We start from the raw sequence: 12,911 nt of genomic DNA on the forward strand, positions 1-12,911 counted from the left end.
CGGGGGTAGCCGGACCGACCAAGTCTGCCCGTGCCACGGGCTTTCAGGGGCGCGGGGAACTGCGGGAGCAACCACGTACGGTCCCCAGCCGGACCAAGGGTCCCGGGGCGCAGCACCCGGCAGCCCCCCGCCCCCGGGGCGGGGGTTACCCCGCCACGCCCGCCCTGCGCACCGCCTCAAGGTCCGCGTCCGACGCCAACCCCGCGTGGTAGAGCCGGAGTTCCGTCGCCCCCAACGCCACCGCCCACGCCGCGTCATCCGCCAACGACAGGGGCCGACCCCCCATCCCCGACACCACCGTGAGGTTCGCGGCAACCACGGCCCCCTCGCACCCCACCGCCACGAACGGCTCAAGCAGCTCCGGCCCGCCCGTGCACGGCACCACCACCCCATCGGCCAAGCCGAGGACGTGCTCGGCGTCCACCCCCGCGTTCGCCCCGCTCCGCCACGCCCGGGGGTCCGCGTGCAGCAGCACCTGGAACTCCGCGCCGCCCCGGCCCCGCACCGCCGCCACGGCCGCCTCCTGGAGCGCCCGCGCCGCCCCCGCACGGAAGCCCAGCGTCGCAGCGAGCAGCTCGGTGCCGGACGCGCCGACCGTCCCGCCCCGCCACACCGGCTCCAGCGCCCCCCGCACCCGTGCCCTCAACTCACCATCGTCCAGGCCGAGTTCCGCGTAGCCCTGTGCGCACGAGGGGCAGAAGCAGAGCGACATCAGGTACTGCGCGGTGTCGTCGAGGGCCACGCCCGCGAGCTTGTCGTGGGCGTGCAGATGCGCGAGGCCGTACCAGCCGCACGACTCCAGCTCGGTGCCGAGCGCCCCCGGCCGCACCGCCGCCTCCGCCGCGAGGGCGGCGAGGAACGCGCGCACCCGGGGCTGCGCGATGCACGGCGCCCACGGGTAGCGGTCACCGTAGGCGTTGACGACGGAGGTCCCGGGGTGCTCGGCGCCGAGCCGGGAGTTGTGGGCGAGCACCACCCAGGAGTGGATGTCGAGCCCGGCCGCCGCAAGGGCATCCGCGGCCCGGCCGAACGCGTCGCCCGGCGCCCAGGAGCCGGCCGCGTACGGGCTCAACTCCCGCCCCCGCCAATACAGTTCGCTCGGCGGATACAGCACCGAGGCATACTCGGCGGTGACGATGCGATGCTTCGGGTGACGGGGCGTCAGGGCCCGGGTCGAGTGGTAGGCGGAGGCGAGCGTCACCTGACGGACGCCGAGGTCGGCGATGCGGGTCGGGGCGTCGGGATCCCCGAGGACGTCCCAGGGGTACAGGAAAGCGGAAGTCTTCACTCGCCCACCCCGGGCACACCCGCACCGGACGCACCCGCACCGGCACCGGCACCGGACGCTCCCCCGGCTTCGCCTCCGGCGAGCAGCGCCCGCCCGCGCTCGATCAGGACGGCCAGCCGCTTGACATGGCCGGCTTCGGGCTCGCTCAAGGGCGGGCGGACTCCGCCGACGTCCAGGCCACCCAGCCGCACCCCCGCCTTGACCAGCGAGACGGCGTACCCCCGCCCCTGGTTGCGCAGTTCGACCAGCGGCACGAAGAAGCCGTCGAGCAGGCGGTTGGCCAGCGCGTCGTCACCGGATTCGAGAGCCCGGTGGAAGGCGAGCGCGATGTCGGGCGCGAAGCAGAAGACGGCGGAGGAGTACCGGGTGATGCCGATGCCCCGGTAGGCGAGGCCCGTGAGTTCGGCGGTGGGCAGCCCGTTGAAGTACAACGGATTCAGGCCCGCCGACCGTACGGCGCTGACGATCCGCTGCATCAGATCGAGGTCGCCCAGACCGTCCTTGAACCCGATGATCCCGTCGACGCGGGCGAGCGCGACGGCGGTTTCGGGCGTGAGCACGGCGTTGTCGCGCTGGTAGACGATGACGTCGAGCGAGGTCGCCGCCGCCAGCTCGGAGTAGTGGTCGATCAGGCCGGCCTGATCGGCGACGACGAGATAGGGCGGCATCGCGAGCAGCCCGTCGGCCCCGGCCTCCTCCGCGAGCCGGGCGTACTGGACGGCGAGCGCGGTCCCGTACCCCGCGCCCGCGACCACCGGCACGCGCCCTGCGCTCTCCTCCACCGCCGCGGCGACGCACGCCCGGAACTCCTGCGGGGTCAGGGCGTGGAACTCCCCCGTGCCGCAGCAGGCGAACACGGCGGCCGCACCGGCCTCGATGCCGCCCTGCACATGAGCACGGAAGACGTCGAGGTCGAGACCGCCGTCCGGCCCGTACGCGGTCACGGGGAAGAACAGCGGTCCGCCCACGTGGGTGAGTCGGGCGGCGAGCGGGGCTGAGGTCACGGGCTGCTCCCTGGGCGAGGACCGTCGGGCCGAAACCGTCGCGCGGCGCTGCGCGGCGCGGCGTCCGGCAGTACACGACGTGCACAATTCTGACTACTGTCCATATCTCTGAACTCCTCCAAACTAAGCCCGCGCCCCGGCGACGGTCAAGGTCAACAGCCTTGGCGGACGGGCGGATTGAGGCCCCCGGCGCGACACTTGACTCAGCACGCCCCGGCTCCTTAGCGTGTCCATGCATGTGAATGTTGTCCATGGATGTATGGCTCGGGCGGTTGCGCCGCCCCCGACCCGAGTGCCGTCCGGACGGCCCCGCACCCCGAGGAGAGCCCATGCCCAGCCCCCGCACCCTCCTGCTCACCGGCGCCGCCGGGGGGCTCGGCACCCTGATGCGGGGGCTGCTCCCGTCGTACGGATACGAGCTGCGGCTCCTGGACGCACTGCCCGTCCCCGGCGAGCCGGACGCGATCACCGCCGACCTCGCCGACAGGGGCGCTCTGCGCGAGGCGGTTCGCGGGGTCGACGCGGTGCTCCATCTGGCGGGGATCTCGCTGGAATCGTCCTTCGACAAAATCCTCCGGGCCAACATCGAGGGCACGTACAACCTCTACGAGGCCGCGCGCGAGGAGGGCGTGCGCCGGATCGTGTTCGCCTCCTCCAACCACGCGGTCGGCTTCACGCCCCGCCCGCAGGCCGCGGACCCGCTGATTCCGATCGGTGTCCCCCACCGCCCCGACACGTTCTACGGCCTGTCCAAGGCCTTCGGCGAGGACCTGGCCCAGTTCTACTGGGACAAGCACGGTCTGGAGAGCGTCTCGGTCCGCATCGGCTCGTGCTTCCCGGAGCCCACGTCCGTACGGATGCTGTCGATCTGGCTGAGCCCGGACGACGCGGCGCGGCTGTTCGACGCCGTGCTGACGGCCGAGGGCGTCGGGCACACCGTCGTGTACGGGTCGTCCGCCAACACCCGCCTGTGGTGGGACCTCTCGTCGGCGCGGGCGCTCGGCTACGAGCCGCACGACGACTCCGAGCAGTACGCCGACAAGCTCGTCGCCGAGCAGGGCGAACTCGACCCGGCCAAGCCGGCGGGCGCCCGCCTCGGCGGCGAGTTCACCACCAATCCGCCGATCTGGCCGCACTGACGCGGGGGGGGCGGCCGGGGGGGGCGTGGGTCGGGGTTCATCGTTCGTCGAAGCTGGCCGAGGCTGGCCGAGGCTGGCCGAGGCTGGCCGAGGCTGGCCGAGGCTGGCCGAGGCTGGCCGAGGCTGGCCGAGGCTGGCCGAGGTTCGTCGAGGTTCGTCGAGGTTCAAGGAACCGTAAAGCTGCGCCGCTCGTTTCCGGGGCATGACCGCAATGACCCCCGGCTCGAACCTCCCGCTCCCGACCACCCGTGTGACGGTCGACGTGGCCGCCCCCGTGCGGCTCGACGTCTCGGGCCTGCTGCTCACCGCAGACGGCAAGGTCCGCTCGGACGACGACTTCATCTTCTACAACCAGCCGCAGGGCCCCGGCGTGACCTACCGCTCGGGCGGCGGCACCGCGCCCGACGCGATCGTGGTGGACACCGCGGCCGTGCCGCCCGGCATCGAGAAGATCGTGGTGACCGCGAGCCCGGACGCGGCGGGCCAGACGTTCCAGGGCATCGAGCCCACGGCCACCCTGCGCAACGGGGACGACGGCGGAGTGATCGCCTCGTTCACACCGCCCCAACTGGGCAGCGAGACGGCTTTGGTGGTCATGGAGATCTATCTGCGCGGCGGTGCCTGGAAGGCCCGCGCGGTGGGTCAGGGATACGCGAACGGCCTCGCCGGGATCGCCACCGACTTCGGGGTCTCGGTCGAGGAGCAGCCCGCGGCGGCCCCGGCCGCCCCTCCGACGCCGGCCGCCCCGCCGGCCGACCCCCGTCTCGCCGCCCCCGCCCCGGCCCCGGTAGCCCCTGCGGCACCGGCAGCCCCGGCCGCGCCCGCCCCCGTGGGCGCCGGAAAGATCAACCTGGACAAGGGCCGGGTCAACCTCCAGAAGAACCAGACGGTGTCCCTGGTCAAGGGCGGTCGTCCGCTGCTCTCCCAGGTGAAGATGGGCCTGGGCTGGGAGCCCGCCTTCCGCGGCAAGGACATCGACCTGGACGCCTCGGTGATCGCCTACGGCCCGCAGCGCAACCATCTGGACAGCTGCTACTTCGGCAAGCTCTCCATCCTGGGCGGCGCGATCAAGCACTCCGGGGACAACCTGACGGGCGAGGGCGCGGGCGACGACGAGGTGATCGTGGTCGACCTCGGCCGCATCCCGGCGGAGGCCACGGGCCTGGTCTTCACCGTGAACTCGTTCTCCGGCCAGAAGTTCACGGAGGTCGCCAAGGCGTACTGCCGTCTGATCGACGCGACGAGCGGCGAGGAGCTGGTCCGTTTCGACCTGACGAGCGCGGAGCCGCAGACGGGGGTCATGATGGCCAAATTGATCCGGCAGTTCTCCGGCGAGTGGGAGATGACGGCGCTCGGCTCCTTCGTGAAGTCCCGTACGGCGCGGGGCATGGTGAAGCCGGGAGCGGAGGCGCTGTAGCTGTCTGCTGGTCAGCGGCCCGGGGCGCGTGATGCGCGGCAGTGTGGCAGGTGACCGCCTCTCCGGACGCGACCTGGGCCGGAGAGGCCCCCGCCCTCCCGGCGCGGCCCCGTGCGCATGGGTAACCTGCCGTCGACCTATGACCTGAGCTGCGCGGTTACCGTCGCGGAGTGCGACAGGCCGGGTCGCCGTTCAGGTGCTTCCAGTTGTCGGGGCGGGCCCCGCTCGCCGAGGCCCACGCACCCGCTTGGCTCGCGGGGACGGCGACGCCCACGATGGGCCGGTCGCAGTAGATGCAGAACTTGGTGCCGCTCACACCTAGCGTCATGACGCCTGGTCCAGCCGGACGGTGTGCTGTGCGGTGAGGCGGTACAGCGGCCTGATGCCACGGTCCCCGGCGCAGCCCTCGTGGGCGTACACCGGGCTGGCGGAGCCGCTCGTCGGGGCGGACAGGCGCACGCAGCGGTCCGCCCCTGCCTTCCCGCAGTACGCGCACTCGTGGGGTGCGATTGCAGGCTTGTCGCTCATGCCGACCGTCCTCGGGATCGCGGTTGATCAGGTACGGAATCCAGGATGGCGGGCCGGCAAGCGTCCAACGCTCACGATTTTCGTGAGCGTTGGCAGGTCAGGATATGAGCGTCAGCGGCCGATCCAGGCGGCCATGTGGCCGAGGCTCTCGGAGGTCCGGCGCGAGAGGTGTACCAGGCCTTTGATCGTCTCGCGGGCGCCCGGGTGGTAGCGGGTCTGCTCCGGGGCGGCGTGCCGGGCTTCGACGAGGGAGGCGAGTGCCGCTTCGGTGCGGCCGGTCTCCATTTCGGAGCGGGCTTGGTCGATCAGGAAGTGCGAGCGGCGGGAAGTCGCCAGAGTGGGCGGCAACTTGGGCCCGATCCTCTTGGCCAGTTCGACAGCGTCGTCGTACCGCCGCATCTCCACCGCCGCCGACATGCGGTGCAGGGCCACGTTGGCCGGGCCGAAGGACAGCCAGTGCACGTCGGAGGCGTCCCCGACCCGCCGGGCGTGGTCGGCCGCCTCGGCCAAGTGGGTCTCGACGGCATGGCTGTCGTCGGCCCGGGCGGCGATGACCGAAGCACCGAGATGCAGTTGGCCGGCCACGGCGACGCTTTCCCGGGTGACTTCGGCGGCGCCGAGGGTGCTGTGGCCGGAACTGATGAGGCGCTGTCCGATGCTGTAGTCGCCCTCACGGAAGTACACGAGGGCGCGCATGTACTGGCGCAGGCTGTCGAGGCAGGGGTCGGAGGCGCGTTGCGCGGCCCAGCCGAGCCGGTCCAGGGCTACTGAACTCAGGTCGTAGTAACCGAGCTTGACGGTGATGTCGTGGGCGGTGCGGTACGTCGAGGCGAGCGCATGCCACAGTTCGGTCGACGGAGCCCGCCAAGCCGCCGTGGTGAGCTCCGCGATCAGGCCGGGCAGCCGGCCGGCGGCCCTACGGAGGCGGGTCGCTCTGACGTCGGCGCACAACTGGTCCGCCGCCTCCAGCAGCTTGGCCGCGGGGCTCGCGACGATGACGTCGTCGGCGCCCAGGTCGTACAGGTCGAGGGCTTCGCGGATGGGCCGGACCAGCACGGCCAGGCGGTCTTGCTGGAGTTCGGTCACGTAAGGCTGTCCTGTCAGCACGGTGACGTCGATCCGGAGGGCGTGCGCGACAGCCGCCAAGAGGTCGACGGTTGCCGGTTTGGCGCCGCATTCGACCTGGTTGAGGAGGCTGTACGAGTAGGGGATCCTCTCGGCCAGTTGTTTCTGGGTGAGGCGGGCCAGCTTCCGCTGCTGTTTGATGCGGTTGCCGGTGTGGTCGTCGTCCAGTCTCGGCATAGTGGCTCCGTTCCCTGCTCGTCATGTGGAACGGTACGCGCGCGGGCCCCGCCCGAGGCCTGATCCGCCCCCGATTCCCCACGTTCGGGGGCCCGTTGCATGTGATCCACTGGTGACATGACGACGCAACGGACCTTGTATCTGTTCTGCTCGGCCGCACCACCGGCGTTCGATGTCGCCCACGTCATCGAGCAGGCCCAGGCCGAAGGCTGGGACGTGTGCCTGGGGTTGACGCCGACGGCCGCATCCTGGCTGGAGGAGAGCCTGTCGGGGCTGGCCACCCTGACGGGGCATCCTGTGCGCAGCCAGTACAAGAGGCCGGGTGAGCCGGACGTCTGGCCGCCCGCAGACGTCATCCTGGTCGCGCCGGCCACGTTCAACACGATCAACGCCTGGGCGCTCGGACTGACTTCGAACTTCGTGGTGGGCGTCGTCGCCGAGGGCATCGGCAAGCGGATTCCGACGGTGACGATGCCGTGCGTGAACGCGGCCTACGTGCGGCATCCGCAGTTCGAGCAGTCGGTGGCGGTGCTGCGCGGGGCCGGGGTGACGGTGCTGTACGGGGAAGGCGGGTTCGTGCCGAACCAGCCGGGCGAGCGCCGGCCGGAGGGCTATCCGTGGCGGATCGCGCTGGATGCGGCAGAGTCGATTGTCAGTGCCCCGCAGTAGCCTAGGTACATGCCTCGTACACCTGCCACTCCTGGCCCCGCGCGCCCCGCTGCGGTGATCAACGCGCAGATTCGCGGGCTCGTCGATGGCGGCGGGCTCGGGTCCGACGAATATCTGGAGCTGCTGGTGGAGTGGGCTGTGGCGGTGCGCCCGGAGGGCCTGCGCGGGGACGTGACCGAGGCGGCTTGAGATCGCGCCGGAAGGCTGCATCTGACCGCGGTACATGATGTCCAGCTCGTCGTCGGGTTTCACCGACTCGTCGCTCCGGGCGATCGGTACGGCAGGGGCGCGGGAAACCGCGCGAGCAACCCCACACGGTTCGCGGCCGGACACGAGCCCGGGGCGCGGGGCGCGGGGCGCGGGGAACCGCGCGAGAATCGCCCGGCCGCAGAGGCCCAACCTGTCGGAACCCCACAACACCCCCCGGACAAATCGCTGCACCCGCCCCCTCCCCACCCCGCCCCATCCCCTGGCAGGGTCGAGGTATGAGCGATCTTGCAGAAGTACTCGTCACCGGCCTCGGCGCGATCACCCCGCTCGGCGCGAATGCGGGCTCCACCTGGGCGGGAATGCTGGAGGGGGCCTCCGGGGTCACGCTGATCGAGGAGGAGTGGGCGGCCGGGTCGCCGGTCCGGGTGGCGGCCGGGCTATCCGTGGACCCGCTGTCGATGCTCGCTCGCGTAGAGGCCCGCAAGCTTGACCGTTGTGAACAACTCGCGATGATCGCCTCCCGCGAGGCCTGGCGGGACGCGGGCGCCCCCGAGGTCGCCCCGGAGCGGCTCGCCGTGGTGATCGGCACCGGTACCGGCGGCGTACTGACCACGCTCGGCCAGGACGACACGTTCGAGCGGAGCGGAGCCCGGCGGCTCTCGCCGTACGCCGTGCCGATGCTCATGCCGAACGGCCCCGCCGCCTGGGTGTCGATGGAGCTCGGCGCGCAGGGCGGGGCCCGTACCCCGGTCAGCGCCTGTGCGTCCGGCGCCGAGGCCATCGCGATGGGCCTGGACCTGATCCGGGCGGGGCGCGCCGACGTAGTGGTGGCCGGCGGCACCGAGGCGTGTCTGCACCCCTTCACCATCGCCGCGTTCGCGCAGATGAAGGCCCTCTCGCCCCAGGACGGCGACCCCGCCGCGGTGTCCCGGCCCTTCGACGCGGACCGCAGCGGGTTCGTGATGGGCGAGGGCGCGGGCCTGGTCGTCCTGGAGCGGGCCGAGTTCGCGCGGGCGCGGGGAGCCCGCGTGTACGGCTCGGTGGCGGGCGCGGCGGTGACGTCCAGCGCGGACCACATCACGGCGTCGGACGTGGCCGGCCAGGTCCGGGCGATCGAATCGGCGCTGCGGGACGCGCAGTTGGGCCCGTCGGACATCGGCGTGGTGCACGCGCACGCCACCTCCACGCCGTCGGGCGACCTCGCCGAGGCGGAGGCGGTGGCCAAGGCGATCGGTACGCATCCGGTGGTCACGGCGACCAAGTCGATGACCGGGCACATGCTGGGCGCGTCCGGCGCGGTGGGCGCGATCGCGGCGCTGCTCGCCCTGCGCGACGGCACCGCACCCGCCACTCGCAACCTGGACCGCCTCGACCCGGCGATCTCCCTCGACGTGGTGGCGGGCGAGAACCGCCGGGGCTCCTGGGACGCGGCGCTCGCCAACTCCTTCGGGTTCGGCGGGCACAACGTGAGCCTGGTGCTCGGCCGCGCCTGACGCTCCGGCCGCCCCGCCCCTGCGGCCGGCGGCCCCGAGGAGTGGCCCCGGACACACCCAGGGGCCCTGTACGACCCCGGCCCCCTGAGCAGAAGCATCAGGAGGCCGGGGAAGGGCTACATCAGGGGGGCCGGGGAAGGGCAACCCGCGGGCGAGACGGGGAAGACGATCCGCGGGCGAGGCCGGAAGGCAACCCGCACGCGAGGCCGGAAGGCAACCCGCACGCGGGCGGGATCAGACGCGGGAGCGGGCCTTGAAGGCCGCCTTGCGCGCTTCCTTGGCCGTGGACTTGTCGGGGTGGAGGCGGCCCATCGCCTCCAGGACGTCCGCGGTGGCGGGGTGCTCGACGCGCCAGGCCGCGTCGAAGAAGCCGCTGTGCTGGCCGACCAGGCCCTCGACGAGTTCCTGGAGTTCCTCCAGGTCGCCCTCCACCGCGAGTTGGGCGGCGATGGTGTCGATGGCCAGCCAGAAGATCATCGTCTCGGAGGGCGGCGGCACGTCGGCGGCCCCGCGCTCGGCGAGCCAGACCCGGGCCAGACCGCCGAGTTCGGGGTCGGGCAGGACCTCGCGTACGGCGGGTTCGGCGGAGGCGCCGGTGAGCGCGAGCGCCTGCTGGCAGTGCAGCCGGCGCAGCGGGCCGCCCGCGTCGTCACCCCGGGCCGCGGCGAGCAACTCGCTTGCCGCATCGGCCGGTTGACGCCGGGCCAGCCACTGCTCGGTCTCGGCGCGGGCCGAGAGCTCGGGGAAGTAGGCGATGCCGTCGAGCAGCGCGTCGGCGCCCTTGTCGGCCAGGTCGCCGACGGCCGGCGCGTCCACCCCGGCCTCCAGCATCCGGGCACGGACACCGTAGAGGCCGAGCGGGGTCAGCCGGACCATGCCGTAGCGGGCCACGTCCTCGTCGTCGACGGGCGGGGCCGGCTCGTCGCCGACGTCGGCCATCAGGGCCTCGTCGACGGGCTCGTACTCGACCAGGCCGATCGGCTCCAGGAGCCGGAACTGGTCGTCGAGCCGCATCATCGCGTCGGAGACCTGCTCCAGGATGTCGTCGGTGGGCTCGCCCATGTCGTCGGGGACGATCATCGAGGCGGCGAGCGCGGGCAGCGGCACCGGCCCCTCGGGGGCGCCGCCCTCGCTGACGGTGAGCAGGTAGAGGTTGCCGAGGACGCCCTCCAGGAAGTCGGCCTCCTCCTCCGGGTCCCACTCCAGGCGCTCGAAGTCGATCTCGCCGTCCTCGCCGACCAGGTCGGCGAAGTCGTCGATCATAGGGGCGGTGGCATCGGCGAAGACCACGTCGAAGGCGTCCAGCCAGATGGCGAGCACATCGGAGGGCGATCCGGCGGTGAGCACGCCGAGGTTCTCGCCCACGGAGGCGGTGCCCGTGCCGTCCTCGTCCTCATCGCCGGAGGCCTCGGGGGCGTCCTGGACATCGACGAGGCCGGTGTCGACCGCGACCCGCCAGGCCTCGCTCGCGTACGCCGGGCCGTCCTGGTCGTCGGCCAGCCCGAGTTCGGCGGCGGCCGCGGGCAGCTGCTCCTCGACGAGTTCGCCGCCCGCGCCGACCCGGGTGTCGGGTCCGGCCCAGCGGGCGAGCCGCACGGCGCGGGCGATGAGCGGGGCGGACAGCGCGTCCCGGGCCAGCTCCGCCTCGGAGTTCAGCCGAACCGGCGGCAGGGTGGGGCGGTCTCCGGACATCTGGGGGTACTCCTCGGCCGTACGGTCTGGGTGCTCGGGTCGCGCTGGGTCCGCGGTGTCGAGCGGCACCCAGCGTAGACGCATTTCACCGGGTTTCGCTGCGCCGCCCGTACGCACCCGGCCCGCGCACCGTTCGGCACGCTCCGGCCCCGCCGCCTCCCACCGGCCTCCCCCAGGGGTTCATCTACCCGTCGGTAGCCGTCTACCCGTCACCTCTTGACAACTCCCCTTGCCAGACAAGAGATTGACGCGCGTAGAACCGCACCGCCACATGCACGCCCCTTTCCCTCATCACCCTCGGAGTACCTGAATGCCCGTTCCCAGAACCGCCGCCGTGTCCGCCGTGGTCGCCGCCGCACTCGCCGCCGGCCTGGTCTGTGCCGCCTCCTCGCAGGCCGCCCCCGCCGCCCCCGTGCCGGCGAAGATCCACGACATCCAGGGCACCACCCGGATATCCCCGCTGGCGGGCCAGCAGGTCACCGGCGTGACCGGGGTCGTCACCGGGGTGCGCACCTACGGGTCCTCCAAGGGCTTCTGGTTCCAGGACACCCAGCCCGACAAGAACCCCGCGACCAGCGAGGGCGTCTTCGTCTTCACCGGCTCCAACCCGACGGTCGCGGTGGGCGACGCGGTGGAGGTCTCGGCAACCGTCACCGAGTACGTGCCCGGCGGAGCGGCCTCGGGCAACCAGTCGGTGACCGAGCTGTCGAAGCCGACCGTCACGGTCGTCTCCTCGGGCAACGCCGTGCCCGCCCCGGTCGTCATCACCGCCCGCTCGGTGCCCGACCGCTACACGCCGAACGGCGACCCGGCGGCCGGCAACAGCGTCAACGGACTGACTCTCCAGCCGAAGAAGTACGCCACGGACTACTACGAGTCCCTGGAGGGCATGAACGTCCGCATCGGCACCTCGCGGGTGGTCGGCGCCACGGACCCGTACTCCGAGCTGTGGGTCACGGTGAAGCCGCAGGAGAACCGCACGGCGCGCGGCGGTTCGCTGTACTCCTCGTACCACGACCAGAACACCGGGCGGCTCCAGATCCAGAGCCTGATCCCGACGGCGCAGCAGCCCTTCCCCACCGCGAACGTCGGCGACACCCTGACCGGCAGCACCGAAGGCCCCCTGGACTTCAACCAGTTCGGCGGCTACACGATCACCGCGCGCACGCTCGGCACGGTCAAGGACAACGGTCTCAAGCGCGAGGTGACCCGCAAGCAGCGCACCGGCGAGCTGGCGGTGGCCACGTACAACGTGGAGAACCTGGACCCGACCGACCCGCAGTCCAAGTTCGACGCGCTGGCGCAGGGCGTGGTGACCAACCTCGCCTCGCCGGACATCGTGGCCCTGGAGGAGATCCAGGACAACAACGGCGCGAAGAACGACGGCACGGTGGACGCCTCGGCGACCGTGAAGAAGTTCACGGACGCGATCGTCGCGGCGGGCGGCCCTGCCTACCAGTGGCGTTCGATCGACCCGGAGAACAACAAGGACGGCGGCGAGCCCGGCGGCAACATCCGCCAGGGCTTCCTGTTCAACCCGGCGCGGGTCTCCTTCACCGACCGGCCCGGCGGGGACTACAAGACCGCCGTCGGCGTCACCGGCACCAAGGGCCACCCGGCCCTGACGCTCTCCCCCGGCCGGATCGACCCGTCCAACGCGGCCTGGGCGGACAGCCGCAAGCCGCTGGCCGGCGAGTTCGTGTTCAAGGGGAAGACGGTCTTCGTGATCGCGAACCACTTCGCTTCCAAGGGCGGCGACGAGAGCCTGGTCTCGCAGCACCAGCCGGTGCCGCGCTCCTCGGAGGCCAAGCGGCTCCAGCAGGCGCAGGCCGTCAACGCCTTCGTGAAGCAGCTGCTCGCGGTCGACAAGCACGCGGACGTCCTGGCCGTCGGCGACATCAACGACTTCGACTTCTCGGGCACGACCAAGGCCCTGGAGGACGGCGGCGCGCTGCGCTCGGCCTACCGCACGCTGCCCAAGAAGGAGCGCTACTCCTACGTCTACCAGGGCAACACCCAGGTCCTCGACCAGGTCCTGACCAGCCCCGCGATCCGTGGCTTCGACTACGACAGCGTGCACATCAACGCGGAGTTCGCGAACCAGACCAGCGACCACGACCCGCAGATCATCCGCTTCCACCCGTAGCGGTACGCGCCCGGGCGGGCGGT

The 12,911-nt window shown here is 72.1% G+C and carries 12 protein-coding genes; 6 read left to right on the top strand and 6 right to left on the bottom strand.

Features of this window, described 5'->3' with window-relative positions; translation table 11 throughout:
* Positions 1 to 145: 145 nt before the first annotated feature.
* Together CG740_RS08480 and CG740_RS08485 are read right to left on the bottom strand one after the other, a co-directional pair.
* Positions 146 to 1,288 carry a hypothetical protein gene (locus tag CG740_RS08480; protein WP_100574390.1) on the bottom strand — a complete coding sequence of 381 codons (1,143 nt, stop codon included), beginning with the start codon at positions 1,286 to 1,288 and terminating at the stop codon, positions 146 to 148.
* Complete coding sequence (locus CG740_RS08485) at positions 1,285 to 2,292, bottom strand: 5-dehydro-4-deoxyglucarate dehydratase (protein ID WP_100574391.1); 1,008 nt, start codon at positions 2,290 to 2,292, stop codon at positions 1,285 to 1,287. Before CG740_RS08485 ends, CG740_RS08480 begins: the two co-directional genes overlap by 4 nt.
* Before the next feature lie 329 nt (positions 2,293 to 2,621).
* On the opposite strand from CG740_RS08485, the gene CG740_RS08490 reads away from it, so the two are divergent.
* Together CG740_RS08490 and CG740_RS08495 are read left to right on the top strand one after the other, a co-directional pair.
* On the top strand, positions 2,622 to 3,431 hold the full coding sequence (locus tag CG740_RS08490) for an NAD-dependent epimerase/dehydratase family protein (RefSeq protein WP_100574392.1): 810 nt from the start codon (positions 2,622 to 2,624) through the stop codon (positions 3,429 to 3,431).
* Positions 3,432 to 3,633: 202 nt separating this feature from the next.
* Positions 3,634 to 4,848 (top strand): TerD family protein, encoded by a 1,215-nt coding sequence (locus CG740_RS08495; RefSeq protein ID WP_100574393.1) that lies wholly within the window; start codon positions 3,634 to 3,636, stop codon positions 4,846 to 4,848.
* Positions 4,849 to 5,005: 157 nt separating this feature from the next.
* Here the strand turns inward: CG740_RS08495 and CG740_RS39580 are convergent, their stop codons facing one another.
* The 3 genes from CG740_RS39580 to CG740_RS08505 form a co-directional block, all read right to left on the bottom strand.
* Entirely contained in the window at positions 5,006 to 5,176 is a 171-nt protein-coding gene (locus tag CG740_RS39580) for a hypothetical protein (RefSeq protein ID WP_159030256.1), read from the bottom strand.
* Positions 5,173 to 5,376, bottom strand: a complete 204-nt coding sequence (locus tag CG740_RS08500) for a hypothetical protein (protein ID WP_100574394.1) — start codon at positions 5,374 to 5,376, stop codon at positions 5,173 to 5,175. Before CG740_RS08500 ends, CG740_RS39580 begins: the two co-directional genes overlap by 4 nt.
* Before the next feature lie 111 nt (positions 5,377 to 5,487).
* Positions 5,488 to 6,678, bottom strand: a complete 1,191-nt coding sequence (locus CG740_RS08505; protein WP_100574395.1) for a helix-turn-helix domain-containing protein — start codon at positions 6,676 to 6,678, stop codon at positions 5,488 to 5,490.
* A 117-nt stretch (positions 6,679 to 6,795) separates the two neighbouring features.
* Here CG740_RS08505 and CG740_RS08510 point away from each other — a divergent pair, with 117 nt between their 5' ends.
* The 3 genes from CG740_RS08510 (at position 6,796) to CG740_RS08520 (ending at position 9,050) form a co-directional block, all read left to right on the top strand.
* Positions 6,796 to 7,347 (top strand): flavoprotein, encoded by a 552-nt coding sequence (locus tag CG740_RS08510; RefSeq protein WP_100574396.1) that lies wholly within the window; start codon positions 6,796 to 6,798, stop codon positions 7,345 to 7,347.
* A gap of 9 nt (positions 7,348 to 7,356) precedes the next feature.
* Positions 7,357 to 7,536 carry a hypothetical protein gene (locus CG740_RS08515; RefSeq protein WP_100574397.1) on the top strand — a complete coding sequence of 60 codons (180 nt, stop codon included), beginning with the start codon at positions 7,357 to 7,359 and terminating at the stop codon, positions 7,534 to 7,536.
* Positions 7,537 to 7,832: 296 nt separating this feature from the next.
* Positions 7,833 to 9,050, top strand: a complete 1,218-nt coding sequence (locus CG740_RS08520) for a beta-ketoacyl-[acyl-carrier-protein] synthase family protein (RefSeq protein WP_100574398.1) — start codon at positions 7,833 to 7,835, stop codon at positions 9,048 to 9,050.
* A gap of 234 nt (positions 9,051 to 9,284) precedes the next feature.
* Here the strand turns inward: CG740_RS08520 and CG740_RS08525 are convergent, their stop codons facing one another.
* Entirely contained in the window at positions 9,285 to 10,742 is a 1,458-nt protein-coding gene (locus CG740_RS08525) for a hypothetical protein (RefSeq protein WP_100574399.1), read from the bottom strand.
* 310 nt (positions 10,743 to 11,052) lie between these two features.
* On the opposite strand from CG740_RS08525, the gene CG740_RS08530 reads away from it, so the two are divergent.
* Positions 11,053 to 12,888, top strand: coding sequence for an endonuclease/exonuclease/phosphatase family protein (locus CG740_RS08530; RefSeq protein WP_100574400.1), 1,836 nt, complete (start codon positions 11,053 to 11,055; stop codon positions 12,886 to 12,888).
* Positions 12,889 to 12,911 lie beyond the last annotated feature (23 nt).

The sequence above is a fragment of the Streptomyces sp. CB01201 genome, from assembly GCF_002803085.1.
GTDB classification, from domain to species: Bacteria; Actinomycetota; Actinomycetes; order Streptomycetales; family Streptomycetaceae; genus Streptomyces; species Streptomyces hundungensis.

Bases quoted from the DNA above. Each gene is read 5' to 3' on its own strand.
- CG740_RS08495 (WP_100574393.1), top strand. From the start codon at position 3,634: ATGACCGCAATGACCCCCGGCTCGAACCTCCCGCTCCCGACCACCCGT.
- CG740_RS08520 (WP_100574398.1), top strand. From the start codon at position 7,833: ATGAGCGATCTTGCAGAAGTACTCGTCACCGGCCTCGGCGCGATCACC.
- CG740_RS08515 (WP_100574397.1), top strand. From the start codon at position 7,357: ATGCCTCGTACACCTGCCACTCCTGGCCCCGCGCGCCCCGCTGCGGTG.
- CG740_RS08525 (WP_100574399.1), bottom strand. From the start codon at position 10,742: ATGTCCGGAGACCGCCCCACCCTGCCGCCGGTTCGGCTGAACTCCGAG.
- CG740_RS08500 (WP_100574394.1), bottom strand. From the start codon at position 5,376: ATGAGCGACAAGCCTGCAATCGCACCCCACGAGTGCGCGTACTGCGGG.
- CG740_RS08505 (WP_100574395.1), bottom strand. From the start codon at position 6,678: ATGCCGAGACTGGACGACGACCACACCGGCAACCGCATCAAACAGCAG.
- CG740_RS08510 (WP_100574396.1), top strand. From the start codon at position 6,796: ATGACGACGCAACGGACCTTGTATCTGTTCTGCTCGGCCGCACCACCG.
- CG740_RS08530 (WP_100574400.1), top strand. From the start codon at position 11,053: ATGCCCGTTCCCAGAACCGCCGCCGTGTCCGCCGTGGTCGCCGCCGCA.
- CG740_RS39580 (WP_159030256.1), bottom strand. From the start codon at position 5,176: ATGACGCTAGGTGTGAGCGGCACCAAGTTCTGCATCTACTGCGACCGG.
- CG740_RS08490 (WP_100574392.1), top strand. From the start codon at position 2,622: ATGCCCAGCCCCCGCACCCTCCTGCTCACCGGCGCCGCCGGGGGGCTC.